The organism is Pseudomonas subflava (genome assembly GCF_023823685.1).
Taxonomy (GTDB): domain Bacteria; phylum Pseudomonadota; class Gammaproteobacteria; order Pseudomonadales; family Pseudomonadaceae; genus Aquipseudomonas; species Aquipseudomonas subflava.
Window position 1 is genome coordinate 1 of the sequence record NZ_JAMXBF010000006.1, and the last position, 24,001, is coordinate 24,001.

At 67.5% G+C, this 24,001-nt stretch carries 22 protein-coding genes and 1 pseudogene; 6 read left to right on the forward strand and 17 right to left on the reverse strand.

The window, feature by feature from the left end:
• The 7 genes and pseudogenes from NF616_RS09115 to NF616_RS09145 all read right to left on the reverse strand — a co-directional run.
• Positions 1-274 (reverse strand): annotated as a pseudogene (locus NF616_RS09115) (alpha/beta hydrolase); the annotation flags it as partial.
• A gap of 13 nt (positions 275-287) precedes the next feature.
• Positions 288-716, reverse strand: coding sequence for an organic hydroperoxide resistance protein (locus tag NF616_RS09120; protein ID WP_252272929.1), 429 nt, complete (start codon positions 714-716; stop codon positions 288-290).
• A gap of 47 nt (positions 717-763) precedes the next feature.
• Positions 764-1,417, reverse strand: a complete 654-nt coding sequence (locus tag NF616_RS09125) for a hydrolase (protein ID WP_252272930.1) — start codon at positions 1,415-1,417, stop codon at positions 764-766.
• 216 nt (positions 1,418-1,633) lie between these two features.
• Positions 1,634-2,164, reverse strand: a complete 531-nt coding sequence (locus NF616_RS09130) for a flavodoxin family protein (RefSeq protein WP_252272931.1) — start codon at positions 2,162-2,164, stop codon at positions 1,634-1,636.
• 261 nt (positions 2,165-2,425) lie between these two features.
• Entirely contained in the window at positions 2,426-3,778 is a 1,353-nt protein-coding gene (locus NF616_RS09135; protein ID WP_252272932.1) for an SPFH domain-containing protein, read from the reverse strand.
• A gap of 106 nt (positions 3,779-3,884) precedes the next feature.
• The gene (gene lpxH, locus NF616_RS09140; RefSeq protein WP_252272933.1) at positions 3,885-4,607 is read right to left on the reverse strand and encodes a UDP-2,3-diacylglucosamine diphosphatase; all 723 of its coding nucleotides are present in this window, start codon (positions 4,605-4,607) and stop codon (positions 3,885-3,887) included.
• 4 nt (positions 4,608-4,611) lie between these two features.
• On the reverse strand, positions 4,612-5,106 hold the full coding sequence (locus NF616_RS09145) for a peptidylprolyl isomerase (protein WP_252272934.1): 495 nt from the start codon (positions 5,104-5,106) through the stop codon (positions 4,612-4,614).
• Between the two features lie 192 nt (positions 5,107-5,298).
• Between NF616_RS09145 and NF616_RS09150 the strand changes: the two genes are divergently transcribed.
• Together NF616_RS09150 and cysS are read left to right on the forward strand one after the other, a co-directional pair.
• Complete coding sequence (locus NF616_RS09150) at positions 5,299-6,966, forward strand: glutamine--tRNA ligase/YqeY domain fusion protein (RefSeq protein WP_252272935.1); 1,668 nt, start codon at positions 5,299-5,301, stop codon at positions 6,964-6,966.
• Positions 6,967-8,352, forward strand: a complete 1,386-nt coding sequence (cysS, locus tag NF616_RS09155; RefSeq protein WP_252272936.1) for a cysteine--tRNA ligase — start codon at positions 6,967-6,969, stop codon at positions 8,350-8,352.
• Between the two features lie 58 nt (positions 8,353-8,410).
• On the opposite strand, the gene paoC is transcribed toward cysS, so the two are convergent.
• The 5 genes from paoC to NF616_RS09180 form a co-directional block, all read right to left on the reverse strand.
• The gene (paoC, locus tag NF616_RS09160) at positions 8,411-10,615 is read right to left on the reverse strand and encodes an aldehyde oxidoreductase molybdenum-binding subunit PaoC (protein ID WP_252272937.1); all 2,205 of its coding nucleotides are present in this window, start codon (positions 10,613-10,615) and stop codon (positions 8,411-8,413) included.
• The gene (locus tag NF616_RS09165; RefSeq protein WP_252272938.1) at positions 10,612-11,568 is read right to left on the reverse strand and encodes an FAD binding domain-containing protein; all 957 of its coding nucleotides are present in this window, start codon (positions 11,566-11,568) and stop codon (positions 10,612-10,614) included. The genes paoC and NF616_RS09165 overlap by 4 nt, the downstream gene beginning before the upstream one ends.
• Entirely contained in the window at positions 11,565-12,221 is a 657-nt protein-coding gene (gene paoA / locus NF616_RS09170) for an aldehyde dehydrogenase iron-sulfur subunit PaoA (RefSeq protein ID WP_252272939.1), read from the reverse strand. Before paoA ends, NF616_RS09165 begins: the two co-directional genes overlap by 4 nt.
• Positions 12,222-12,574: 353 nt before the next feature.
• Entirely contained in the window at positions 12,575-13,723 is a 1,149-nt protein-coding gene (ampC, locus tag NF616_RS09175; RefSeq protein ID WP_434091878.1) for a class C beta-lactamase, read from the reverse strand.
• 11 nt (positions 13,724-13,734) lie between these two features.
• Positions 13,735-14,172 carry an Lrp/AsnC family transcriptional regulator gene (locus tag NF616_RS09180; protein ID WP_252272940.1) on the reverse strand — a complete coding sequence of 146 codons (438 nt, stop codon included), beginning with the start codon at positions 14,170-14,172 and terminating at the stop codon, positions 13,735-13,737.
• Between the two features lie 134 nt (positions 14,173-14,306).
• Here NF616_RS09180 and NF616_RS09185 point away from each other — a divergent pair, with 134 nt between their 5' ends.
• Positions 14,307-15,203, forward strand: coding sequence for a DMT family transporter (locus tag NF616_RS09185; protein ID WP_252272941.1), 897 nt, complete (start codon positions 14,307-14,309; stop codon positions 15,201-15,203).
• 9 nt (positions 15,204-15,212) lie between these two features.
• Here NF616_RS09185 and NF616_RS09190 read toward each other — a convergent pair whose 3' ends face one another.
• The gene (locus NF616_RS09190) at positions 15,213-16,145 is read right to left on the reverse strand and encodes a LysR family transcriptional regulator (RefSeq protein ID WP_252272942.1); all 933 of its coding nucleotides are present in this window, start codon (positions 16,143-16,145) and stop codon (positions 15,213-15,215) included.
• Positions 16,146-16,265: 120 nt separating this feature from the next.
• On the opposite strand from NF616_RS09190, the gene NF616_RS09195 reads away from it, so the two are divergent.
• Positions 16,266-17,015 (forward strand): 3-oxoacyl-ACP reductase family protein, encoded by a 750-nt coding sequence (locus NF616_RS09195; protein WP_252272943.1) that lies wholly within the window; start codon positions 16,266-16,268, stop codon positions 17,013-17,015.
• Positions 17,016-17,078: 63 nt separating this feature from the next.
• Here NF616_RS09195 and NF616_RS09200 read toward each other — a convergent pair whose 3' ends face one another.
• From NF616_RS09200 to NF616_RS09210, 3 genes are all read right to left on the reverse strand, one after another.
• On the reverse strand, positions 17,079-17,417 hold the full coding sequence (locus NF616_RS09200) for an FKBP-type peptidyl-prolyl cis-trans isomerase (RefSeq protein ID WP_252272944.1): 339 nt from the start codon (positions 17,415-17,417) through the stop codon (positions 17,079-17,081).
• On the reverse strand, positions 17,414-17,884 hold the full coding sequence (locus NF616_RS09205) for a hypothetical protein (RefSeq protein WP_252272945.1): 471 nt from the start codon (positions 17,882-17,884) through the stop codon (positions 17,414-17,416). Before NF616_RS09205 ends, NF616_RS09200 begins: the two co-directional genes overlap by 4 nt.
• Before the next feature lie 72 nt (positions 17,885-17,956).
• On the reverse strand, positions 17,957-18,862 hold the full coding sequence (locus NF616_RS09210) for a LysR family transcriptional regulator (protein WP_252272946.1): 906 nt from the start codon (positions 18,860-18,862) through the stop codon (positions 17,957-17,959).
• A 116-nt stretch (positions 18,863-18,978) separates the two neighbouring features.
• Between NF616_RS09210 and NF616_RS09215 the strand changes: the two genes are divergently transcribed.
• Together NF616_RS09215 and NF616_RS09220 are read left to right on the forward strand one after the other, a co-directional pair.
• Positions 18,979-19,809 carry an oxidoreductase gene (locus tag NF616_RS09215; protein WP_252272947.1) on the forward strand — a complete coding sequence of 277 codons (831 nt, stop codon included), beginning with the start codon at positions 18,979-18,981 and terminating at the stop codon, positions 19,807-19,809.
• A 129-nt stretch (positions 19,810-19,938) separates the two neighbouring features.
• A complete protein-coding gene (locus NF616_RS09220) occupies positions 19,939-21,831 on the forward strand; it encodes a putative bifunctional diguanylate cyclase/phosphodiesterase (RefSeq protein WP_252272948.1) in 1,893 nt (630 codons plus the stop codon).
• On the opposite strand, the gene NF616_RS09225 is transcribed toward NF616_RS09220, so the two are convergent.
• Entirely contained in the window at positions 21,828-23,669 is a 1,842-nt protein-coding gene (locus NF616_RS09225; RefSeq protein ID WP_252272949.1) for a sigma-54-dependent Fis family transcriptional regulator, read from the reverse strand. The two genes, NF616_RS09220 and NF616_RS09225, sit on opposite strands and share 4 nt — an antisense overlap.
• Positions 23,670-24,001 lie beyond the last annotated feature (332 nt).

Here is a 24,001-nt window from a genome sequence, read left to right on the forward strand (position 1 = left end):
GGCGGACGATGGTCAGCGGGATCGACTGGCCGCCGGCTTCGATGGTCTTCTCGGAGACGCTCACGCCGGACAGGTCGACCTTGACCGAGGCCTGGGCGCCGACCAGCACGGCGCGGGCGTCCAGCGGGCTGAGGGCTTCCAGCGGCTTGCCGCCGCCGGCTTCCAGGGCCTGGAGGAAGGCCTGGGTGTTGTGCTCGACGCCGGGGCTGCCGGCGGCGAAGGCTTGGCCGGCGGCCAGGGTGATCAGGGCACTGAGCAAGGCAATACGAGGCATGGTGGTAGTCCTTTTAGTCGACCAGCGTGAGAGTCACGTCGATGTTGTTGCGGGTGGCGTTGGAGTACGGGCAGACGATGTGCGCGCGCTGGATCAGTTCCTGCGCGGCCTCGCGGGCCAGGCCCGGCAGGCTGATGCGCAGCTCCACCTCGATGGCGAAGCCGGTGGGCACGGCGCCGATGCCGACCACGCCCTCGATGGAGGCGTCGGCCGGCACGCTGAGCTTGTCGCGCATGCCGACGAATTTCAGGGCGCCGAGGAAGCAGGCGGAATAGCCGGCGGCGAACAGCTGCTCGGGGTTGGTGCCGTCGCCGCCGGCGCCGCCCAGTTCCTTGGGCGTGGTCAGGGCGACGTCGAGGATGCCGTCGGAGGACACGGCGCGGCCGTCACGGCCGCCGTAGGCTTCGGCGTAGGCGCGGTAGAGGACTTTTTCGATGGACATGGCGAATCTCCAGGGCGGGGCCGGGCCGCTTGGCCCGGCGCGCGCGATCAGTGGCCTTCGGAGGCGTTGAACATGGTCTTGGCGTAGATCAGGCCGAGGCCGTAGGCGCCACCGTTGGCGATGGCGGTCTTCACCGTCTGCTCGTAGGTCTCGCCGCGGGCCCAGTCGCGCTGCAGCTCGAGCAGGTACTGCAGCGAGGTCATCGGCCGCGCGCCGAGCTGGATCATGCGCTGCAGGGCCATGTGGTGGGCCTCGTCGGAGACGTCGCCGCAGGCGTCGGCGATGACGTACACCTCGAAGCCCTGATCCAGCGCGGACAGGGCCGGGCCGACGATGCACACCGAGGTCCACAGGCCGGCGAGAACGATCTTGTTCTTGCCGGCCTTGTTCACTTCCACGGCGATGCGCGGGTCTTCCCAGGTGTTCATGGTGGTGCGGTCGATCACCTTGTGGTCGGGGAACACCGACTTGATCTCGTCGAAGATCGGCCCGGAGAAGCTCTTCTCGGCGACGGTGGTGAGGATGGTGGAGACGCCGAATTCGTGGGCCGCCTTGGCCACCAGGGCGGCGTTGTTGCGCAAGGCCACGGCGTCGATCGATTTGGTGGCGAAGGCCATCTGCGACTGGTGGTCGATCATGATCAGGGTGTGGTCGAGCGGGGTGAGCAGGGACTTGCCGGCGACGGCGGAGGCGGTGGCCATGGTGACGCTCCAGAGAGGGGATATGAGGAGCATCGAGTGTCGCGCCGGGCCGCGCCGCGCTCTTGCATGGGCGTGCCGGTTTTGCACCGGCGTGCGCAAAGAAAACGCCCCGCGGGCGGGGCGTTGGCTCGGATGGGCAGGCCGCTTCGCCGGCCCTAGAGGCGCGCCGCCGTGATCGGCGCGCGGAGACACCACTCAGCAGGTGCTGAGCCAGGCTCAGGTGGCGACGGGCGACAGCCAGGACGGCCGCTGGCGATCGCGCTGATAGGTGCTGGAGGCCAGCACCTGCACCACGAAGTCTTCCAGGCGATGCGGCGACAGCCCGCCGAGCACTTCGCTCTGCAGCAGGATCTGCACCGGCGACGGCACCTGGCGGGTCAGCGTGGCGATCTCCTCGACGGCATTGAAGCCGCCGCGGCCACCCTGGGTGCAGACCACCGAGATGCGCTTGTGCGACAGGTCGTGGTCGCTGAGAAACGCGCGCAGTGGCGCGGCCAGGCCCTTCATCCACACCGGGGTGAGCAGCACGACGTGGTCGAAGCGCTCGAGCGGCGGGCCTTCGTAGCGATAGTCAGGGCAGCTGCGCAGCCAGGCGTCGAGCATGCAGCGCCAGTCGCCGCTGGCGCCGGCGCGCGGTTTGACGTCCTCGATCAGCGCCAGCGGCCAGCCGGTGAGCCGCGCCAACTGGTCGGCCACCAGGCGGGTATTGCCGGTACGCGAGTAGCACACCAGGAGAATGTCGTGCATGGCGACCTCCATCGCTCGATCCGGGACGTCCCGGCTACGACTCCAGCCTACGCGGAGCAGGGCGGTGGGGATTGATCCGCATCAAGGAAGAAGCGGCTGGACGGGCGCTGCACGTCCCGCTTTTGATCCCCTCTCCCGTTTATGGGAGAGGGCTAGGGAGAGGGCCAAAGGGCCGAGAGCGGCGGGGCGCGGCGAGGCAGGGCGTTGGCCGCTTGCCTCTCCCCCGTCCCCTCTCCCGTGAACGGGAGAGGGGTGAACTGCTTATTCCTTGACCTTCATATCCAGCGACAGGTCGCGGGCGGCCTTGGTGGCGAGGATGCCCATCAGTTGGCCGATCTCGTCCTGGCGGCTGGCGCTGGCACCGCCGCCGGCGCCGCCCATCATCACGCCCGGCACCGGCGCCTGGGAGGCGGCCTCGGCCCAGACCTTGTTGATCTGCACCAGGGCGTCGAGCTTGGGCTGCAGGGCGCCGTCCGCCTCGATCACGGCCTTGCGCGCATAGGCCTCGGCGTCGGCGGTGATCTTGGTGGCGTCCGCGGTGATCGCCGCCTTGTCGCGCAGCAGCTCGGCGGTCTGTTTTTCGATCTCGGCGCGCTGCTTCTCGCGTTCGGCATTGATCACTGCCAGTTGCTTCTGGGTCTCGGCCTGGGTGGTCTGCTCGATCTGGTCGCGCAGGGTCTCCTGACGACGGGCCTCGACCTCGCGCTCGCCACGGGCGGTGACCAGCAGCTTCTCTTCCTCTTCCTTGAGGCGGTTCTGCCGCGCCACAGCCAGCTCGGCCAGGGCCTGCTGGACCTTGACCATGCGCTGCTTGTACTGCGGGTTGGGGTCGACGTTGGTGATGCGCGCCTCGACCACTTCCACGCCGTACTTGCGGAACTGCTGCTGCTTGCGCACCGGAATGCCCTTGTCGTCGGTGACCTTCTCGGTGATGAACTGGCTGGCACTGTTGTCGCCGAAGGTGCCCTGCTCGGTGCCGGCCTGGAGGATGGCGGTCTGGCTCGGCACATGGCCGCGGCGGCCGCGCACTTCCTTGCGCTTGATCAGGTACAGGCCGTCGTTGAGCTGGTTCTCGAACTCGGCGGCGAACTCGCTGCGGGCGCCGGCGTAGTAGTCGTCGGCGCTCATCAGCGAGGCGGTAGCCTGCAGGGTTTCCTTGATGGCCGGCACCAGCGCGGTTTTGATGAAGTTGTCCGGGTTGCGGTATTCCTGGGCGATCTTCAGGAACTGGTCGCCGGAGGGCAGGCGGAAGCGCGCCGAGGACTCGACCTTGGCGTCCACGTTGCCGAGGAAGACGATGGGGAAGGCCTCGATGGTGGCGCCCAGGCTGTCATTGTCGAAGCTGGTGTCGACCTCGTGGTCCTCGCCGAGCACCGACTGCACGCTCAGCGCCTTCTTCCAGGGGGTGGCGCGGCCGAACCACTTGGTGGCGTAGCCGACGTCGTCGACGATCTTCTCCTCGCCGAAGAGGGTGCGCACGTGGGTGGCGTAACCGGCCTCGTTGTAGAAGAAAATGCCGTTGAAGCCGATCAGGCCGACGGCGGCGACCACCAGCGGCACCGCGACGTACTTGATCAGGGAGAGCTTGGAAGCCGTTCCATTGGGGATGTCCATGAACTATCGGTCCTTGACTGCGAGAAAGGAGCGCGAATGCTGGGGAGCCGCCAAGGGAGCGTCAAGTGGCATTGTGCCGGTATGTGCAGCGCCTCTCGCGGCGGCCTCAGGCCAGCGGAAACGGCGCCTGGTGGAAGCCCTGCTCGTCCACCTGCAGGGCCCAGCCCTGCTTGTCCCAGTCGCCGAGGACGATGCGTCTGGCCGGCTGGCCGTTAACCTGCAGCTCGTGCACGGCGGGGCGGTGGGTGTGGCCGTGGATCAGCGTGCGCACGCCGTGTTCGGCCATGATCCGCGGCACCTCGTCCGGGGTCACGTCGATGATCTCGCGGGCTTTCATCTGCGTCTGCGCGCGGCTCTCGCTGCGCAGCTTGCGCGCCAGCTTATGCCGGGTGGAAAGCGGCAGGTGGCGCAGGATGAACAGGCTGAGGGGGTTGCGCAGCAGGCGGCGCAGCTTCATGTAGCCCACATCCAGAGTGCATAGGCTGTCGCCGTGCATCAGCAGCACCGGCTCGCCATTGAGTGGCACCAGGCTCGGCTCTTTCAGCAGGGTGCAACCGGCCAGACGACAGAAGCTTCTGCCGATAAGGAAATCGCGGTTGCCGTGCATCAGGAAGATGCGCGTGCCGGCATCGCTCAGCTCGCGCAGGGCGCGGGCGATGCTGTGCTGGAAGGGCGACATGCCGTCATCGCCGATCCAGGCCTCGAAGAAGTCGCCGAGGATGTACAACGCCTCGGCCCCGCGGGCGCGGGTCTGCAGGAAATGCAGAAACGCCCGGGTGATGTCCGGGCGTTCCTCTTCCAGGTGCAGATCGGAGATCAGCAGGATCATCGAATCACTCGACGACTTCGGCCTTCTCGATGACGACGTCTTCCACCGGTACGTCCTGATGGCCGGACTTCATGGTGGTGTCCACGCCCTTGATCTTCTCGACCACGTCCATGCCCTCGGTCACCTGGCCGAATACGGCGTAGCCCCAGCCCTGCATGGTCGGTGCGCTGTGGTCGAGGAAGGTGTTGTCGGCGACGTTGATGAAGAACTGCGCGGAGGCCGAGTGCGGGTCCATGGTGCGGGCCATGGCGACGGTGCCGACCTTGTTGGAAACGCCGTTGTTGGCCTCGTTCTTGATCGGGGCGCGGGTGGACTTCTGCTTCATGCCCGGCTCGAAACCTCCGCCCTGGATCATGAAGTTGCCGATCACGCGGTGGAACACGGTGCCGTTGTAGTGGCCTTCGCGCACGTACTGCTCGAAGTTGGCGACGGTTTCCGGGGCCTTGTCGGCGAACAGTTCCAGGGTGATGACGCCGTGGTTGGTGTGCAGCTTGATCATGGCGGATGCGCTCTCGAATTCGGGCAAGGCGGGCAGGGCGGGCGGCGCATTTGCGCTGGGGGCCACGCCTGGTCGCTTTGCGGCTGTCAGGGGGTTGACGGGTTGGGTATCATACGGCCTTTGTCTTGACCGGCCTACCCTGGGGCGAACCGCCACGGGCCGCGGGCCGCGCACCTCGAAGCTAAGGACATCATGAGCAAGCCCACCGTCGAAAAAGCCGCCAATTTCCTGCGCCCCATCGTTCAGGCCGATCTGGACAGCGGCAAGCACGCCAAGATCATCACCCGCTTCCCGCCGGAGCCCAATGGCTACCTGCACATCGGCCACGCCAAGAGCATCTGCCTGAACTTCGGCCTGGCCCAGGAATTCGGCGGCGAGTGCAACCTGCGTTTCGACGACACCAACCCGGCCAAGGAAGACCAGGAATACATCGACGCGATCAAGGCCGATGTGCAGTGGCTGGGCTTCCAGTGGGCCGGCGAGGAGCGCTACGCCTCCAACTACTTCGACCAGCTGCACGCCTGGGCTGTGGCGCTGATCGAGGCCGGCAAGGCCTTCGTCTGCGACCTCAACGCCGAGGAAATGCGCGCCTACCGCGGCAGCCTCACCGAGCCGGGCAAGAACAGCCCATTCCGCGACCGCTCGGTGGAAGAGAACCTGGACCTGTTCGCCCGCATGAAGGCCGGCGAGTTCCCGGACGGCGCCCGTTCGCTGCGCGCCAAGATCGACATGGCCTCGCCGAACATCAACCTGCGCGACCCGATCCTCTACCGCATCCGCCATGCCCATCACCACCAGACCGGCGACAAGTGGTGCATCTACCCGAGCTACGACTTCACCCACGGTCAGTCCGACGCCCTCGAGGGCATCACCCACTCCATCTGCACCCTGGAGTTCGAGGACCATCGCCCGCTGTACGAGTGGTTCCTGGCCAACCTGCCGGTGCCGGCGCAGCCGCGCCAGTACGAATTCGCCCGCCTGAACCTGAACTACACCATCACCAGCAAGCGCAAGCTCAAGCAACTGGTCGATGAGCAGCATGTGGCCGGCTGGGACGACCCGCGCATGTCGACCCTCTCCGGCTACCGTCGCCGCGGTTACACCCCGGCCTCGATCCGTACCTTCTGCGACATGATCGGCGTCAACCGCGCCGGCGGCGTGGTGGACATCGGCATGCTGGAATTCGCCATCCGCGAGGATCTGGACGCCAACGCCGCCCGCGCCATGTGCGTGCTCAAGCCGCTCAAGGTGGTGATCACCAACTATCCGCAAGGCCAGGTCGAGAACCTCGAACTGCCGCGCCATCCCAAGCAGGACATGGGTGTGCGCGTGCTGCCGTTCAGCCGCGAGATCTACATCGACGCCAGCGACTTCGAGGAAACCCCGCCGGACGGCTTCAAGCGCCTGATCCCGGGTGGCGAAGTACGCCTGCGCGGCAGCTATGTGATCCGCGCCGACGAGGCGATCAAGGACGCCGACGGCAACATCGTCGAGCTGCGCTGCTCCTACGACGAGAACACCCTGGGCAAGAACCCGGAAGGCCGCAAGGTCAAGGGCGTGATTCACTGGGTGCCGGCCGCCGAGAGCGTGGAGTGCGAAGTGCGCCTTTACGACCGCCTGTTCCGCTCCGCCAACCCGGAGAAGAGCGAAGAGGGCGGCAGCTTCCTCGACAACATCAACCCGGATTCGCTGGTCGTGCTCACCGGCTGCCGCGCCGAGCCGTCGCTGGCCAACGCCGCGCCGGAAGAGCGCTTCCAGTTCGAGCGCGAGGGCTACTTCGTCGCCGACCTGAAGGACTCGCAGCCCGGCAAGCCGGTGTTCAACCGCACCGTCACCCTGCGCGATTCCTGGGGTCAGTAAATGGCACTCTCCATCTACAACACCCTCTCCAAGACCAAGGATGTCTTCCAGCCGCTGGAAGGCAACCAGGTGCGCATGTACGTGTGCGGCATGACCGTGTACGACTTCTGCCACATCGGCCACGCCCGCGTGATGGTCGCCTTCGACGTGGTCACCCGCTGGCTGCGTCAGCGTGGCTTTGATGTGACCTACGTGCGCAACATCACCGACATCGACGACAAGATCATCAAGCGCGCCCAGGAGAACGGTGAGCCGTTCGAGGCCCTGGTGGATCGCATGATCGCCGCCATGCACGAGGACGAGGCGCGCCTGTCCGTGCTGCGCCCGGACATCGAGCCCCGCGCCACCGGCCATATCGCCGGCATGCACCAGATGATCCAGACCCTGATCGACAAGGGCTTCGCCTACGCCCCGGGCAATGGCGACGTGTACTACCGCGTCGGCAAGTTCCAGGGCTACGGCAAGCTGTCGCGCCGCAAGATCGACGAGCTGAAGATCGGCGCGCGCATCGAGGTCGACGAGATCAAGGAAGACCCGCTGGACTTCGTGCTGTGGAAAGGCGCCAAGCCGGGCGAGCCGAGCTGGGAGTCGCCCTGGGGCAAGGGCCGTCCGGGCTGGCACATCGAGTGCTCGGTGATGTCCACCTGCTGCCTGGGCGAGACCTTCGACATCCACGGCGGCGGCCCCGATCTGGTGTTCCCGCACCACGAGAACGAGATCGCCCAGAGCGAGGCGGCCACCGGCAAGCTCTACGCCAACGCCTGGATGCACGCCGGCGCGGTGCGCGTGGACGGCGAGAAGATGTCCAAGAGCCTGGGCAACTTCTTCACCATCCGCGAGGTGCTGGAGAAGTACCACCCCGAGGTGGTGCGCTACCTGCTGGTGTCCAGCCACTACCGCAGCCCGATCAACTACTCCGAAGACAGCCTCAAGGAAGCCAAGGGCGCCCTGGAGCGCTTCTACAACGGCCTCAAGGGCCTGCCGGAAGCGCCGGCTGCCGGTGGCGAAGCCTTCGTCGAGCGCTTCGGCGCGGCGATGGACGACGACTTCAACTCGCCGGAAGCCTGCGCCGTGCTGTTCGAGATGATCCGCGAGGTCAACCGCCTGCGTGAGTCGGACGTACAGGCCGCCGCGGGTCTGGCCGCCCAGCTCAAGCAACTGGCCGGCGTGCTCGGCGTGCTGCAGCTGGAGCCGGACGCCTTCCTCCAGGCCGGTGCCGCCGGCAAGGTCGACGCCGCCGAAGTCGAGGCGCTGATCGCCGCGCGCCTGCAGGCCCGCGCCGACAAGAACTGGGCCGAGTCCGACCGCATCCGCGACCAGCTCACCGCCATGGGCGTGGTGCTGGAAGACGGCAAGGGCGGCACCACCTGGCGCCTGGCCGAGTAGCCATCGCGCCTCATGAAAAAGCCGCTCCCGGGAGCGGCTTTTTCGTTTCGGCGACGGATCAGGCCGCCGGCATCTGCGCCAGCAGCTTGTCGAGCGTGATGGGGTAGTCGCGCACCCGCACGCCGGTGGCGTTGTAGATGGCGTTCGCCACCGCCGCGGACACCCCGCAGATGCCCAGTTCGCCCACGCCCTTGGCCTTCATCGGCGAGGAGAGTGGGTCAGTCTCGTCGAGGAAGACCACCTCCTGGTGCGGAATGTCGGCATGCACCGGCACCTCGTAGCCGGCCAGGTCGTGGTTGATGTAGAGCCCGTAACGGGTGTCGACGGACAACTCCTCCATCAGGGCGGCGCCCACGCCCATTGTCATGGCGCCGATGACCTGGCTGCGGGCCGTCTTCGGGTTGAGGATGCGTCCGGCCGAGCAGACCGCCAGCATGCGCCGGACCCGCATCTCCGCCGTGGCGGCATGCACGGCCACCTCGACGAAGTGCGCGCCAAAAGTGGAGATCCGGTAGCGCTTGTCCAGGTCGCCGAACTCGATGCCGTCCTCGGCTTCGAGCGTGCCGCCGGCCGCGGCGTCCGTGAGCGCGGCGCTTCGGTCGCCCTGGCGGACCTCGCCGTTCTCGAAGGTCGCCTCGGCGGGATCGAAGCCGAGCTTGCGGGCGATCTGCTCGCGCAGCTTCACGCAGGCGGCGTAGACGCCCGAGGTCGAACTGTTGGCGCCCCACTGGCCGCCGGAGCCCGAGGAGACGGGGAAGGTGGAATCGCCGAGCGTCACGCTCACCCGCTCCAGTGGCACACCCAGCATCTCCGCGGCGGTCTGGCCGATGATGGTGTAGCTGCCGGTGCCGATATCGGTCATGTCGGTCTCGACGATCAGCCGGCCGTCCGCGTCCAGGCGAACCCGTGCGGCGGACTGGGTCACCGGCCCGTCGCGAAAGGCGCCGGCCATGCCCATGCCGATCAGCCAGTCGCCCTCGCGGCGGGCGGCGGGGCTGGCGTTGCGCTGGTTCCAGCCGAAGCGTTGCGCGCCCTGCATCAGGCATTCCTTCAGGTGGCGCTGCGAGTAGGGCCGCTCGGGTTTCTCCGGGTCGACCTGGGAGTCGTTCATCACGCGAAACTCGACGGGGTCGAGGCCGAGCTTTTCCGCCATCTCGTCCATGGCGATCTCCACGGCCATCGATCCCGGCGTATCGCTGGGCGCGCGCATGGCATTGGCCTCCGGCATGTCGAGCGTCGCCAGGCGCGTGCTGGACATGCGATTGGCTCCGGCATAGAGCGGTCGCGAATAGATCACGCCGGCCTCGGCGTTGTTGCCGTTGAGGTCGCCGGACCAGTTGTCGTGGCCGATGGCGACGATCTTGCCGTCGCGGGTGGCGCCGATGCGGATGCGCTGGATGGTGGCCGCGCGGTGGGTGGTGTTATTCATCATCAGCGGGCGCGGCAGCGCCACCTTCACCGGGCGCCCGGCGGCCCGTGCGCCCAGCGCCGCGAGCAGCGCGTCGGCGCGGATGAACAGCTTGCCGCCGAAGCCGCCGCCGACGTAGGGCGAGATCAGCCGCACCTTGTCGCTGGGAATGCCCAGGGTCTTGGCGAGGTCCTGGGTGCCCCAGTTGATCATCTGGTTCGAGGTCCACAGCGTCAGACGGTCGCCGTCCCAGCGGGCCATCGACGCGTGCGGCTCCATCATCGCGTGGGTCTGGTCGGGGGTGTGGTAGGTGGCGTCGAGCTGCACGGGCGCGCCGGCGAATGCGCCGTCGAAGTCGCCCACGGCGGTGTCCGGCTCGCCTGCGGTGATCTCTTTCGGCTTCTTCGCCTGGCCCTTGGCCGCCTCGAGGTCGAAGCTGCCGGGCTCACGGGCGTACTCGATCTTCACCAGTTCCGCTGCCGCGCGGGCCTGCTCGAAGGTCTCGGCCACCACCAGGGCCACGGCCTGGTGGTAGTGCTCGATCTCCGGTCCGCCGAGCAGCTTGGCGTTGTTGCGCTCACCCTTGTCCAGCGGGCCGGCCGTCTGGGCGGTGACGACGGTGATCACGCCGGGCGCGGCCCTGGCCTGGGACAGGTCCATGGAGGCGATGCGCCCCTTGGCGATGGCGGCGCCGACGATCTGGCCGTAGGCCAGGTCGCTGACCTCGCCGTGCCATTCATAGGCGTAGGTGGCGGTGCCGGTGGTCTTCAGCGGCCCGTCGATGCGGTCGACCGGCTGGCCGACCACGCGCTGGCGGTCGATGGGGTTGCCGCTTGCTGCGGTGTCGAACTTCATGCGTCGGCCCTCGCGTGTGCCAGCACGGCGCCGAGGGTGCGCCGAACCAGGGTGAGTTTGAAGGCATTGTGCGGCGTGGTGCGGGCGTCGGCGAGCAGACGCTCGGCCACCGCATCGGCCCCGCGGGGCAGCTCGGCTTCGGCCGCCTCGACGCGCCAGGGCTTGTGCGCGACGCCGCCGAGGGCGATGCGGCCGCTGCCGTCCGGCTGGATCACCGCCGCCACCGAGACCAGGGCGAAGGCGTAGGACGAGCGGTCGCGCACCTTGTGATAGAGATGCCGGCCGCCGAGCGGCTTGGGCAGGGTCACCGCGGTGATCAGCTCGCCGGGAGCCAGGGCATGCTCGATGTGCGGCGTGTTGCCGGGCAGGCGATGCAGGTCGGCCATGGCGATGCGCCGCGTCTGGCCGCCGGGCTGGACGGTCTCCACGGTGGCATCGAGCAGGCGCATGGCGATCGCCATGTCGCTCGGGTGGGTTGCGATGCAGGCGTCGCTGGTGCCGAGCACCGCGTGCTGGCGGCTGATGCCCTCGCGCGCCGCGCAGCCGGAGCCCGGCTGGCGTTTGTTGCACGGCAGGTTGGTGTCGTAGAAGTAGGGGCAGCGGGTGCGCTGCAGCAGGTTGCCGGCGGTGGTCGCCTTGTTGCGCAGCTGGCCGGAGGCCCCGGCGAGCAGGGCGCGGGAGAGCACGGCGTAGTCGCGGCGGATGCGCATGTCGGCGGCCAGGTCGGTGTTGCTTACCAGCGCGCCGATGCGCACGCCGCCGTCGTCCGTCGGCTCGATGCGATCCAGGCCGAGGCCGTTGACATCGATCAGGTGCAGCGGCGTCTCGATCTCGAGCTTCATCAGGTCCAGCAGGTTGGTACCGCCGGCGATGAACTTCGCGCCGGGCGTGCGTGCGGCCGCCGCGGCAGCCTCGCCCGGAGTGCGGGCGCGTTCGTAGGAGAAGGGCTTCATGCGCGTTTCCCCGCCACGTCGTTGATCGCTTCGATGATGTTGGAGTAGGCGCCGCAGCGGCAGATGTTGCCGCTCATGCGTTCGCGCAGCTCGGCATCGCTCAGTTGCGGAGCGCCCTCCAGGTCGTCGCTGACATGGCTGGGGATGCCGCGCTGCACTTCGTCGAGCACCGCCACGGCGGAGCAGATCTGCCCGGGCGTGCAGTAACCGCACTGGTAGCCGTCGTGACGGACGAAGGCGGCCTGCATCGGGTGCAGTTGCTCGGGCGTGCCGAGGCCTTCGATGGTGGTGATCTCTGCGTCCTGGTGCATCACCGCCAGCGTCAGGCAGCCGTTGATGCGGCGACCGTCGACGATCAGCGTGCAGGCGCCACACTGGCCGTGGTCGCAGCCCTTCTTGCTGCCGGTGAGGTGGAGGTGCTCGCGCAGCGCGTCGAGCAGCGAGGTGCGGTTGTCCAGCTCCAGTTCGTGGGCCTTGCCGTTGACCCGCAGGCGGACTCGGGATGTTTCGATGCGGCGCATGGGGCGGGCGTCCTCCTGTGCGGGTTCGTTGGCGAGCGCCGCGGCGGGCGTTGCGCCCAGCACCAGCAGGGTTCGGCTCAGCGAGAGGATGTCCCGACGCGTGTAGCCGTTGTCGTCACCGGATTCGCTCATGCGGGTCTCCTCGGGCTGCGGACTGTAGGCGGCCGGATTGCCCGGGCGCTGCGGTGTCCAGGTTCCGACTGTCCCAGGGCGCGGCAAGTTGCAGCGATATGCCGAGCGGCCGAAGGCGAGGGGAGGCGCGCAGTGCCAGCGACCCTATGTCGCGGCGCCTCCGGCGGATGGCCGGCTACACTCCATCGGCTGCCCGCCGGCTGGGCATCGGGCAAGGATGACAGCCGGGCAGGGTGGTCGAGGCGCGCGGCGTGCGTGCCTCGTGCAGCCTGGCCAGCCCGAGGCCAGGGTGGACGCCTTCACCGCTCTGTTGGCCGACCTCCGCCGAGCCCGGTCGAACCTTCCCTACGGCCTCAGCGCTCCAGTGTGGAGAGAATCTGCAGGGCGATGCGCACCCGCTCGGCGTTCGGGTAGTTGCGGTTGGCCAGGATCACCAGACCGGTGTCGCGGGCCGGCAGCAGCACCACGTAGGCGCCGAAGCCGTTGGTCGAGCCGGTCTTGTTCAGCAGCAGGTCGCCTTCGGCCGCCTGTGGCTGGTCGAACCGCTCGACCGCGTGTGGCTCCAGCGCCATCTGCGAGGAATTGCCGTCCTGCAGGCGTTGCAGGGTGATGGGGTACGCATAACGCTCCCAGCCCAGGCCCTGGGTCATGTCGCCGACCTGGTAGTAGCCCCTGTGAGTGGTGTCGATGGCCTGGCGCAGCGGGGCCGGCAGCTGCGACGGATCGAGGTTGGCCTCGACGAAGCGCAGCATGTCGGCGGCCGTGGACTTCACCCCATAGGCCTCGGCATCCAGCGCGCCCGGTTGCACGCGGATCGGCTTCTCCTCGCGATAGCCCCAGGCGTAGCGCGCCATCTGGTCCGCCGGCACACGCACGTGGCTCTCGGTCATACCCAGCTGCGGGAACAGCCGGCGCTCCAGCGCCTGCTCGAAGGGCTCGCCCAGGCTGGCGGCGGCCAGGTAGCCGAACAGGCCGATGCTGGGGTTGGAGTACAGGCGCTGGCTGCCGGCGGGGTAGGCCGGCTGCCAGGCGCGGTAGTAGTCGAGCATCTGCCGCTCGTTGTGCACGGCATCCGGGAACTGCAGCGGCAGGCCGCCGGGCGTGTAGGTGGCCAGGTCGAGCAGGCTGATCTGCTCGAAGGCAGTGCCGCGCAGCGCCGGCAGATGCTGGCTGGCCGGGTCGCTCAGGCGCAGCTTGCCCTCGGCCTGGGCATAGGCACCGAGGGTGGCGGTGAACAGCTTGCTCACCGAGCCCAGCTCGAACAGGGTGTGCTCGCTCACCGCCTGGCCGCTGTCGCGGGAGGCGACGCCGTAGTTGAAGAAGTGGTGCTCGCCCTTGTGCACGATGGCCACGGCCAGGCCGGGAATCCGGTGCTGCTCGATGGCCGGCTGCACGGCGGCATCGACGGCGGCGCGCAGCTCGGTCTGGGCCATCACGGTCTGCGCGGCCATGGCCGTCTGACCGATCAGTAACAGCGCCAGCGCGCAGAGTGTGAACGGCATGTCGGTCTCCTTCAGTTCATCGGCGGCAGCCGGCGCGGCACCGAGGTCTTCTTGACGATGGCGGTGTTGGTCTCGGCAGAAGCGTTGATGCGGTCCAGCAGCTCGTCGAGCTGCTCCATGGAGCGCACGTGCAGGCGGGCGACGAAGCAGTCCTCGCCGGTGATCTTGTCGCACTCGGTGAACTCGGGGATCGACTGGATCTGCCGCTCCACCTCGTGCAGCTTGCCGGGCAGCGGGCGCACGCGAACGATGGCTTGCAGCTGGTAGCCGAAGTGGCGTGGGTCCACCTCCACGGTGTAGCCCTTGATCACGCCGCGCTCCTCCAGGCGGCGCAGGCGCTCGGCCACGCTGGGCGACGACAGTCCGCTGATCTGCGCCAGCGCCTTGAGCGAGCGGCGCGAGTCTTCCATCAGGGCGTTGAGCAGAAGCTGGTCGATTTCGTCGGTCATGGCGTGCTCGTTAGGTGATCTCGGGAAATGGCCTTCGCAATAAAGGCAGTGCCGCAGTTTCACCTTAGATTAGCCCTGTATCGGTCGGGCGGGGTAGCCGAATAATAGTCGCACCCCAACCGGAGATTCCGACCATGGACAAGACCCTCAAGCGCGGCTCGCTGGAAATGATCGCGGCGATGCTGATTTCCGGCACCATCGGCTGGTTCGTACTGATTTCCGGCCAGTCCGTGATCGACGTGGTGTTCTGGCGCTGCGTGATCGGTGGCGCCATGTTGCTGCTGGTGTGCTGGGCGCTCGGCCTGCTGCGCCGCGAGCTGCTGAATCGTCGCGTGCTGGTCCTGGCGCTGGTCAGCGGGGTGGCCATCGTCGGCAACTGGCTGCTGCTGTTTGCGTCCTATTCCAAGGCTTCGATCGCCATCAGCACGGCGGTGTACAACGTGCAGCCGTTCATGCTGGTGGGGCTGGCGGCGGTGTTCCTCGGCGAGCGCATCACCCTGGCCAAGCTGGCCTGGCTGGGTGTGGCCTTTCTCGGCATGCTGGCCATCGTCAGCGCCCATGGCGATACCGGTATCTCTGGCGAGAATTACCTGCTGGGCATCGCCCTGGCCCTGGGCGCGGCGCTGCTCTACGCCGTGGCGGCGCTGATCGTCAAACGCCTCTCCGGCACGCCGCCGCACCTGATCGCGCTGGTCCAGCTGATCACCGGCATCCTCATGCTGGCGCCGCTGGCCAGTTACCAGCTGCCCGAGCAGCCGCAGGCCTGGGCCAGCCTGGCGGCCCTGGGCATCCTGCATACCGGGGTGATGTACCTGCTGCTGTACAGCGCCATTCAGAAATTGCCGACGGCGCTGACCGGGGCGCTGTCGTTCATCTACCCGATCGCGGCGATCTTCGTCGACTGGCTGGCCTTCGGTCATCGCCTCAGCCCGCTGCAGTGGCTGGGCGTGGCGGCCATCCTGCTGGCGGCGGCCGGCATGCAGCAGGGCTGGAGCCTGCGTCGGCGCCTGCAGGTCGCCGAGGCGAAGTAGGGCTGCAGGCTAGAGCGGGCGGCGCGCGTCGAAGCGTTCCGCCCACCGGTGTTCGCGAAAGCGCTCGACGATGAAGTCGATGAACACCCGCGTCTTCGCCGGCAGCAGCTTCTGCGCGCTGAAGTAGAGGCTCAGGCTGCCGGTGTCCACGTACCAGTCCGGTAGCACCCGCTGCAGGCTGCCGTTCTGCAGGTAGGGCAACGCATGCACGGTGCTGACCAGGGTCACGCCCAGGCCCTGCAGGGCGGCGTGGCAGGCCGCCTCGGGGTCGTTCATGGTCATGCGTCGGGTCAGCTCGTAGGTGGCCTGGTGGTCGTCGCGGGTGCGCAGCGGCCAGCTGCGCACGCGGCCGGTCTGCGGCGAGCGCAGGAGGATGCCGGCATGGGTAGTCAGGTCTTCCGGCCGCTCGATGGGCGCATGGCGGGCGAGGTAGTCCGGCGAGGCCAGCAGCACCCGGTGGGCCGGCGCCAGTTGCCGGGCAATCGCCCCGGGCGGCAGCTCGAAGCCACCGCCGAGGGCGGCGTCGAAGCCTTCGCCGATCAGGTCCACGGCGCGGTTATCGAAGTGCCAGTCGGGGACTATCGCCGGGTAGCGGGCCAGGAAATCGGACAGGTGCGGCAGGATGTAATCGCGGCCGAAGGCGATGCCCATGCTCACCTTGAGGGTGCCCGCGGGCTGGCCCTGGCTGCTGGCCAGGTTGGCCACCGCGCCCAGGATGCTGGCCAGCCCGCCACTCACTTCCGCGAGAAAGCGCTCGCCGGCCTCGGTCAGGGTCAGGCGCCGGGTGCTGCGCAGGAACAGGCGCACGCCGAGGTTGCTCTCCAGACGAGCCACATTCTTGCCCACCGCCGCAGGCGTCAGGCCCAGGCGCCGCGCGGCCTTGGCGAAGCTTCCAGCCTCCGCGGCGCGGACGAAGCACTCGATGCTGATGAGGGTTTCCATGGGCTCTCTATAAACCATTGGTATCGACTGAATATAGCGATTGCCAGCTTATCGGTTGTGAGTGGCAGGTGAATACTGGGGCCGTCTTGCACACCCACCCAGATTCAGGAGATTCAAAAAATGAGCACTCACAAAACCCTCGAAGGCAAAGTCGCATTCATCCAGGGCGGTTCCCGCGGCATCGGCGCCGCCATTGCCCAGCGTCTGGCGAAGGACGGCGCCGCCGTCGCCCTGACCTACTCGTCCTCCGCGGCCGGCGCCCACGATGTGGTACAGGCCGTCGAAGCCGCCGGTGGCCGCGCCATTGCCATCCAGGCCGACAGCCGCGACGAACAGGCCATCCGCGCCGCCATCCGCCACACCGTGGAAAGCTTCGGTCGCCTCGACATCCTGGTGAACAACGCCGGCGTGCTGGCCATCGCGCCCATCGAGGAGTTCAGCATCGACGACCTGGACCGCACCCTGGACGTGAACGTGCGCAGCGTGGTGATCGCCAGCCAGGAAGCCGCCCGCGTGATGGGTGAAGGCGGGCGCATCATCACCATCGGCAGCACCAACGCCGAGCGCATGCCCTTCGGTGGCGGCTCGGTCTACGCCCTGAGCAAGGCCGCGGTGGCCGGTTTCACCAAGGGCCTGGCCCGTGACCTGGGGCCGCGCGGCATCACCGTCAACAACGTGCAGCCGGGCCCGGTGGATACCGACATGAACCCGGACAACAGCGACTTTGCCGAGTCGCTGAAGCTGACCATGGCGCTGCCGCGCTACGGCAAGGCGGAGGAGATCGCCAGCTTCGTGGCCTACCTGGCCGGCTCCGAGGCGGCCTATATCACTGGCGCCAACCTGACCATCGATGGCGGCTTCTCCGCCTGAGGTGCCAGAAACGACAACGCCCGTCGCATATGCGATGGGCGTTGTCGTTTCCGCGCAGCTGAATCAGTCGTCGCGGGTCAGCACTTCCAGCAGTTCGATCTCGAACAGCAGGTTGGAATTAGGCGGAATCGACCCGACCTGGCGCTCGCCATAGCCCAGGTGCGCCGGCACCCACAGCTTGCGCTTGCCGCCGACCCGCATGCCCATCAGGCCCTGATCCCAGCCCTGGATCACCCGGCGCGTACCGATCACGCACTGGAACGGCTTGCCGCGTGAGTAGGAGGAATCGAACTCGCTGCCGTCCTCCAGCCAGCCGCGGTACTGGGTGGTGATCAGCGCACCCTTGACGGCAGCCTTGCCGCTGCCGATTTCCAGGTCTTCGATTTTCAGTTCGTCGCTCATTGAGTGGATCCTTGCTCATCCGCGGATAGCGGAATGGATATTTTATTCAGCGTTCCGCCCGGAGCGCCTCTGGCTCCACAGAAGGATCGGCAGTCGCCGCCAAGCTGTTTTACGGTGACCGTTCTGCCGAATAGCAGCTCTATTTCGCAAGGCGACTCATCATCAAGCGGAGGCAAATAACCTTCCCAGCGGCCTGCCCACCGTTGGTTCTCCGGGATATTTCGGAATACGTAGCGAGTTTCGGATTGTTCTTGTGAGGGCAGTTTGACGGCGTAGCCCGGGATTCGGCAGACGAAGTAACCGGCCTCTACTTGGTAGTCAAAGACAATCCGCTCGCCTTCGTCCATCACTTGCAGCGTTTGGTAGCCCCTCTCGGTTTTTAATCCCCAGACACTATCCCCAACTTCTCCAACCGCCACCTCGGAAAGCAGGGCGCAAAGAAAAAGAAGTCTTGCTGACGCGGCCATATTCGCTTCCTTGTGCGTATGCCCAGAATGATGTGGTTCAGGGTACGGCAGTTTTTCTCGTTGGCTAGAACTCTACTCGCCGCTTTTAGCAAGTGCGCCGCGGGCGAAGTCGATGAAGGCGCGCAGCGCCGCGGGCACATGGCGGCGGCTCGGGTAGTAGAGGTGCAGACCGGCGTAGTAGGGGCACCAGTCGCCGAGCACCTGGACCAGACGGCCGTCGGCGATCGGCTCGCGGACCATTTCCTCGAATACGTAGGCAAGCCCCACGCCCTGCAGCGCTGGTTCGACCATCAGGCCCAGATCGTCCAGGGTCAGCGGGCCTTGCACCTCGATCTCCAGGGCGATGCCGCCGCGCTCGAATTCCCAGCGGTAGAAGTTGCCGCCGGGGAAGCGGTGGCGGATGCAGGGCAGGCCACGCAGGTCTTCGGGCTTCTGCGGAGCGGGGTGGCGCTCGAACAGGGCGGGGGCGCCGACCACCACCGAGCGCATGCGCGGGCCGATGGGCAGCGAGACCATGTCCGCCTCCAGGCGCTCGCCGAAGCGCACGCCGGCGTCGAAGCCGGCCGAGACCACATCGACCAGGCCGTCGTCGGCCACCAGCTCCAGACGCACGTCCGGGTAGGCGTCGAGGAAGCGCCCCACCAGCGGCAGCAGCACCAGCTGGATGGCGGCGCGCCCGGCATTGATGCGCAGGCTGCCGGAGGGCTTGTCGCGGAAGTTGTTGAGGTCTTCCAGGGCGTCGGCAATGTCGCGGAACGCCGGGCGCACCCGTGCCTGCAGGCGCTCGCCGGCCTCGGTCAGCGCCACGCTGCGGGTGGTGCGGTTGAACAGGCGCACGCCCAGACGCTCCTCCAGCCCGCGCAGGGCGTGGCTCAGCGCCGAGGGTGTGAGGCCCAGGTCGACCGCGGCGCGGGCGAAGCTGAGGTTCTGGGCGATGGCCAGGAAGATCGCCAGGTCGGTGGGGGAGACGCTCTTCATTAATGAAATCTGCTCAGCAAGTCATTCGATTTTATTTGGATTATCACATCAGTAACCCAGCCCTAGAGTGTCGTCAACGGCCCGCATGGTGCGGGACGACATCCGAGGAATTCGATATGCGTACCTGGCTGATTACTGGAGCTTCCCGTGGTTTCGGCGCACTGATCGCCGAACAGGCCCTCAACGCCGGCGACGCGGTCATCGCCACCGCCCGCAAGCCCGCCGACGTCACCGCCCGCCTGGGCGAGCATCCCAACCTGCTGGCCGTGCGCCTGGACGTGACGCGCGAGGACGAGGCCTTTGAGGCCGTCGCCGCCGGCATCGCCCGTTTCGGCCGTATCGACGTGCTGGTCAACAACGCCGGCTTCGGTGTGCTCGGTGCGGTGGAGGAAACCAGTGCAGCGGAGACCGAGCGCCTGTTCGCCACCAACGTGTTCGGTGTGCTCAACGTTACCCGCGCCGTGCTGCCGCACATGCGTCGCCAGCGCTCCGGCCACGTCATCAACATCTCTTCGCTGGGCGGCTACCAGGCCTACATGGGCTGGGGCGTATACGGCTCCACCAAGTTTGCCGTGGAAGGCATCAGCGAGGCGCTGCAGCAGGAAGTCGCGCCGCTCGGTATCCACGTCACCGTGGTCGAGCCGGGTTTCTTCCGCACCGACTTCCTCGACGAGCAGTCGCTGGTGAAGACGGCGCTGGAGCTGGCCGACTACGACGAGACGGTCGGTGCCATGCGCACGTTCGCCGCCGCCGCCAACCATGCCCAGCCGGGCGACCCGGCCAAGTTCGCCGAGGCCATGCTGGCGCTGGCCAACGCCGAGCAGCCGCCGCTGCGCCTGCCGCTGGGTAGCGATGCGCTGGCGCGCATCGAGCAGAAGCACGCCCAGGTCGAGGCCGAGTTGCAAGCCTGGCGCACGCTGACGCTGTCCACCGACTTCTCCGCCTGAGTCCGTCGGTATGAAGGAGCCGCGTTCTTGCGCGGCTTCCTGCGTCCATCGGTCTACTTGTACGACGACCCTCTTATTGGCTAGGGTTCGCCCCTACTTCGCATCAGTCGCTCATGGAAGTCGGTCGTTATGACGCCTGCACCAACACCTCGGGAATCGGATATCGGCAACGATGCGCTGGAACGCCGCCTGCAGGCGCAGCGGCTCATGCAGATCGCCAACGTGCTGTGCGTGGTCCTGCTGTGCATCGGGGCGCAGATGCTGGTGTCGCGCAGCTGGCTGAATGTCGGCCTGATCGGGGCTTCGCTGGTGCTGGTGCTGGTCGGCCGCTGGCTGAACCGGCGGGGCAGGGTGGAGGCCTCGGTGATGCTGGTGCTCTGCTCGCTGACGGCGATGGTCAGCGCCTCGCTGTGGTTCAGCCAGGGCCTGTACAGCGCGGCGGTGCTGGGTTTCCCGGCAATCCTGATCGTCGCCGGCATGGTCGCCTCGCTGCGCCTGTTCGTCGGCCTGCTGATCAGCATCCTGGCGGTGGTGGCCTTTCTCACCTTCGCCGCGCTCACCGGCCTGCAGCGGTTCGAACCGCTGCCGCTGGGCATCGGCCGCATGATCAACGTCAGCTGCATCCTGCTGACCTGCGCCGCCGCCGTGTGGCTGCTGGCCAACGACCTGCGCAAGACCCTGCTGCGCCTGCAGCGCGAGATCCTGCGGGTGAAGGATTCCGAGGCCAACTTCACCCACCTGGCCCAGCACGACGCCCTGACCAACCTGCCCAACCGCCTGCTGATCCGCGACCGCATGGAGCAGGCCATCGGCCATGCGCGGCGCGACGGTTGCCAGGTGGCGCTGCTGTTCCTCGACCTGGACAACTTCAAGACCATCAACGACTCCCTCGGCCATGCCGCCGGCGACGAGCTGCTGCAGGAGGTGGCGCGGCGCCTGCACGAGGCGCTGCGCGACATCGACACGGTGAGCCGCCAGGGCGGCGACGAGTTCCTCGTGGTACTGGCGGACGTCGACGACCTAGCGGCCGTGTCCTCGCTGGCCGGCCAGGTACAGCAGCGCCTGGCCCAGCCGTTCGCCCTCAAGGGCATGCAGATCGTCACCTCCAGCTCCATCGGCATCTCGCTGTTCCCCGGCGACGGCGAGGACTTCGACACCCTGCTCAAACACGCCGACATGGCCATGTACCAGGCCAAGGCGGCGGGGCGTAACGCCTACTGCTTCTTCGACCCGCGCATGAACGCCGACAACCGCGAGCGCCTGGCCCTGGAGCTGGACCTGCGCCAGGCCCTGAGCCGCGACGAATTCGAGCTGCATTACCAGCCGATCGTCGACCTGGGCAGCGGGCGTCTGCTGGCGGCCGAGGCGCTACTGCGCTGGCGCCATCCCGAACGCGGCATGCTCGGCCCGGACCGCTTCATCCCGGTGGCCGAGCAGTCCGGACTGATGGTCGAGATCGGCGAGTGGGTGCTGCATGAGGCCTGTCGCCAGGCGATGCTCTGGCAGGCGGCCGGCCAGCCGCGCTTCGCCGTCTCGGTCAACCTCTCGGCGGTGCAGTTCCGCCGCGGCGACGTGGTGAAAGTGGTGGAAGGCGCGCTGAACCGCTTCGGTCTCAGCCCGTCCTGCCTGGACCTGGAGCTGACCGAATCGATCCTGCTGCAGGACCCCCAAGAGCTGGCGCGGCTCAAGGCGCTGGGGGTGAAGCTGTCGATCGACGATTTCGGTACCGGCTATTCCAGCCTGGCCTACCTGCAGCGCTTTCAGGTCGATCAGCTGAAGATCGACCAGTCCTTCGTCCGCGGCCTGGATGGCAATCCGCAGAACCGCGCCATCGTCACCGCCATCGTGCAGATGGCCCGCAGCCTGGGGCTGCACACCACGGCCGAGGGCATCGAGGACGAACCCACCCGCGCCCTGCTGGCCGAGCTGGGATGCGACCAGGGCCAGGGCTATCTGTTCGCCCGGCCCGCGCCGGCCGCGGAGTTCGCCGCCTTCGCCCGGCGCGAGCGGGGGTTCGCCTAGACCTTCAGGCCCTGCTCGCGCAGGCGCTTGTAGAGGGTGTTGCGGCTCAGGCCCAGGCTGCGCGCCAGATAGGAGATGTTGCCGCCGCAGGCCTGGTACTGGCTGGCCAGGTCGCCGGCCTCGACCGGCGGCTCGCTGGCCAGCGGCGCGCGTTCGTCGGGCTGCAGGTCGGCGAAAAAGTCGTCCGGCAGGTGTTCGACGCGGATCGGCTGGTCCTCGGCCATGGCCAGGGCGATCTGCATCACGCTGCTCAGCTGGCGCAGGTTGCCGGGCCAGGGGTGGCGCTGGAACAGCTCGAGCACCTCGCGGCTCAGGCCGGCCCACTGGCTGGGTTCGCGGTGGTGCTCCCACACGCGCTGGAACAGCGCGGCCTTGTCGCTGCGTTCGCGCAGCGGCGGCAGCTCCAGGTTGAGGCCGCTGATGCGGTAGTAGAGGTCGGCGCGGAACAGCCCGGCGTCCACGTCCTGGCGCAGTGGCCGGTTGGTCGCCGAGACCAGACGGATGTCCACCGGGTAGGGCTCGCCGCCGCCTAGTGGCTGCACGCTGCGCTCCTGCAGCACGCGCAGCAGGCGCGCCTGCACCGCCAGCGGCATGTCGCCGACCTCGTCGAGAAACAGCGTGCCTTTGTGCGCCTTGCGGATCAGCCCGATGCTGCCTTTCTGGTTGGCGCCGGTGAAGGCGCCTTTCTCGTAGCCGAACAGCTCGGACTCCACCAGCTCGGCGGGAATCGCCGCGCAGTTCACCGCGATCAGCGGCTGGCCTGCACGCGAGCTGGCGTTGTGCAGCGCCTTGACGAACACCTCCTTGCCGGCGCCGGTCTCGCCCTGAATCAGGATCGGGATGTTCTTCTCCACCAGGCGCTCCGCCTGGCGCACGGCCTTGTCCACCCGCGGGTCGCCGAGGTTGATATTGGCCAGGGTGAAGCCTTCCTGGCGCGGCGCCGGGGCCGGTTGCGGGCGGAAGTCGCGGGGCTGGATGCGCGGCTTGCGCGGGCGCTTGAGCAGGCCATGGAAACGGTAGCGGCCGGCGGCGCGCAGGGCGAAGGGCAGGCTCTCCGGCTGGTTGAGCAGTTGCTGCAGCGGCACGTCGAACAGGCTCTCGATATTCACCCGCGACAGGCCTACGCCGAGCAGGCTGTCGGCGCGGCGGTTGGCCGAGACGATCTGCCCGGCCTCGTCGAACACCAGCAGGCCGGCCCACTGGCTGTCCAGATTGTCCAGGCTGGTGTTGAAGCTGAGCTGGAAGTAGTCGTCCTTGAACAGGTTGAGGATCAGCCGGTTCTCCACCGACTGGCTCATCATCTTGACCATGCCCAGGGTGTGGGCCGGCGGCAGGTAGCTGTCACTGGAAACATCGAGCACGCCGATCATCTGCCGGGCGGCGTCGAAGATCGGCGAGGCCGAGCCGGTCATGAAGCGGTTGGCCTTGAGGAAGTGCTCGTCGCGCTGGATGTGCACCGCCTGGCCGCAGGCCAGCGCCGTGCCGATGGCGTTGGTGCCGCTGTGGCGCTCCTGCCATAGCGCGCCGGGCACGAAGCCGGCGGCCTGGGCCGGCTCGACGAAGCGGCGATCACCCCAGGACTGCAGCAACTGGCCCTGGTTGTCGGCCAGCATGATCAGGCAGTTGGAGTTGGCCAGGATGTTCTCATAGTAGGGCAGCACCTCCTGGTGGGTGGTCTGCACCAGGAAGTGCTGGCTCTCCAGCAGGGCGGAAACCTCGCCGGGCGCGGCCTGGCCGAAGGCCGGCTGGCTCTGGTGGGTGAGGCCGAAGTCGCGGCAGCGGCTCCAGGAATCGCGAACGATGGCGTCGTGGCTCGGCGCCGGGGCAGTAGCAGTCATGGGTATCGCCTGGTTCTTGTCTTTATTAGGTCCAGCGGCCGAGTCGGCCTCGCCGTTACTGCAATGGGCGGGCCGGCGGGAGCGTAGTGGCTCCCGGCCCGCGCTCATGGGCGTGAGCGGGGCGAGCGGTTCGCCCAGTGTTGTTCATTGCTGTTCAAAGTCAAAGGCCGAATTGTTCAGTTGTTCAGCTTTCGCTGTTCAAAACTGTTCAGCGTGAGCGGCGCTACACATCGCGTCCGACGGGCATGTCTTTGCAAATCAAGGGCATGGCGAATTTTCGCTTGCGCGCAACGGCACTGGCACGAATGTCGCCTTATGCCAGTGCCGACCGC

What these genes read in the sequence shown, in the direction of transcription:
- NF616_RS09120 (WP_252272929.1), bottom strand. Translation starts at nt 716, where the DNA reads ATGTCCATCGAAAAAGTCCTCTACCGCGCCTACGCCGAAGCCTACGGC.
- NF616_RS09125 (WP_252272930.1), bottom strand. Translation starts at nt 1,417, where the DNA reads ATGGCCACCGCCTCCGCCGTCGCCGGCAAGTCCCTGCTCACCCCGCTC.
- NF616_RS09130 (WP_252272931.1), bottom strand. Translation starts at nt 2,164, where the DNA reads ATGCACGACATTCTCCTGGTGTGCTACTCGCGTACCGGCAATACCCGC.
- NF616_RS09135 (WP_252272932.1), bottom strand. Translation starts at nt 3,778, where the DNA reads ATGGACATCCCCAATGGAACGGCTTCCAAGCTCTCCCTGATCAAGTAC.
- lpxH (WP_252272933.1), bottom strand. Translation starts at nt 4,607, where the DNA reads ATGATCCTGCTGATCTCCGATCTGCACCTGGAAGAGGAACGCCCGGAC.
- NF616_RS09145 (WP_252272934.1), bottom strand. Translation starts at nt 5,106, where the DNA reads ATGATCAAGCTGCACACCAACCACGGCGTCATCACCCTGGAACTGTTC.
- NF616_RS09150 (WP_252272935.1), top strand. Translation starts at nt 5,299, where the DNA reads ATGAGCAAGCCCACCGTCGAAAAAGCCGCCAATTTCCTGCGCCCCATC.
- cysS (WP_252272936.1), top strand. Translation starts at nt 6,967, where the DNA reads ATGGCACTCTCCATCTACAACACCCTCTCCAAGACCAAGGATGTCTTC.
- paoC (WP_252272937.1), bottom strand. Translation starts at nt 10,615, where the DNA reads ATGAAGTTCGACACCGCAGCAAGCGGCAACCCCATCGACCGCCAGCGC.
- NF616_RS09165 (WP_252272938.1), bottom strand. Translation starts at nt 11,568, where the DNA reads ATGAAGCCCTTCTCCTACGAACGCGCCCGCACTCCGGGCGAGGCTGCC.
- paoA (WP_252272939.1), bottom strand. Translation starts at nt 12,221, where the DNA reads ATGAGCGAATCCGGTGACGACAACGGCTACACGCGTCGGGACATCCTC.
- ampC (WP_434091878.1), bottom strand. Translation starts at nt 13,723, where the DNA reads ATGCCGTTCACACTCTGCGCGCTGGCGCTGTTACTGATCGGTCAGACG.
- NF616_RS09180 (WP_252272940.1), bottom strand. Translation starts at nt 14,172, where the DNA reads ATGACCGACGAAATCGACCAGCTTCTGCTCAACGCCCTGATGGAAGAC.
- NF616_RS09185 (WP_252272941.1), top strand. Translation starts at nt 14,307, where the DNA reads ATGGACAAGACCCTCAAGCGCGGCTCGCTGGAAATGATCGCGGCGATG.
- NF616_RS09190 (WP_252272942.1), bottom strand. Translation starts at nt 16,145, where the DNA reads ATGGAAACCCTCATCAGCATCGAGTGCTTCGTCCGCGCCGCGGAGGCT.
- NF616_RS09195 (WP_252272943.1), top strand. Translation starts at nt 16,266, where the DNA reads ATGAGCACTCACAAAACCCTCGAAGGCAAAGTCGCATTCATCCAGGGC.
- NF616_RS09200 (WP_252272944.1), bottom strand. Translation starts at nt 17,417, where the DNA reads ATGAGCGACGAACTGAAAATCGAAGACCTGGAAATCGGCAGCGGCAAG.
- NF616_RS09205 (WP_252272945.1), bottom strand. Translation starts at nt 17,884, where the DNA reads ATGGCCGCGTCAGCAAGACTTCTTTTTCTTTGCGCCCTGCTTTCCGAG.
- NF616_RS09210 (WP_252272946.1), bottom strand. Translation starts at nt 18,862, where the DNA reads ATGAAGAGCGTCTCCCCCACCGACCTGGCGATCTTCCTGGCCATCGCC.
- NF616_RS09215 (WP_252272947.1), top strand. Translation starts at nt 18,979, where the DNA reads ATGCGTACCTGGCTGATTACTGGAGCTTCCCGTGGTTTCGGCGCACTG.
- NF616_RS09220 (WP_252272948.1), top strand. Translation starts at nt 19,939, where the DNA reads ATGACGCCTGCACCAACACCTCGGGAATCGGATATCGGCAACGATGCG.
- NF616_RS09225 (WP_252272949.1), bottom strand. Translation starts at nt 23,669, where the DNA reads ATGACTGCTACTGCCCCGGCGCCGAGCCACGACGCCATCGTTCGCGAT.